Source organism: Campylobacter sp. 2018MI01 (genome assembly GCF_018501205.1).
Taxonomy (GTDB): Bacteria; Campylobacterota; Campylobacteria; order Campylobacterales; family Campylobacteraceae; genus Campylobacter_E.
In genome coordinates, this window is record NZ_JAHCZE010000218.1 from 1 (window position 1) to 234 (window position 234).

The 234-nt window shown below is 36.3% G+C and carries 1 protein-coding gene; it reads left to right on the plus strand.

The genetic code is table 11. The features are described 5' to 3' along the window. Nucleotides 1–234: methyl-accepting chemotaxis protein (locus KJQ97_RS09730; protein ID WP_250325881.1), on the plus strand; the 234-nt coding region annotated here is incomplete at both ends.

A 234-nucleotide genomic window follows, 5' to 3' on the forward strand; every position in this document is an offset into this window, starting at 1 on the left:
TTGAGCAATTAAGCCGTGATGCTGATAATGTTAAATCTATTTTAGAAATAATTAATGATGTAGCAGACCAGACTAACTTACTTGCACTAAATGCTGCAATTGAAGCAGCAAGAGCAGGAGAGCATGGTAGAGGATTTGCCGTAGTAGCTGATGAAGTAAGAAGCCTAGCAGAAAGAACTCAAAAAAGCCTTAGTGAAATAAATGCAACAATAAGCGTTATAGTTCAAGGTATTA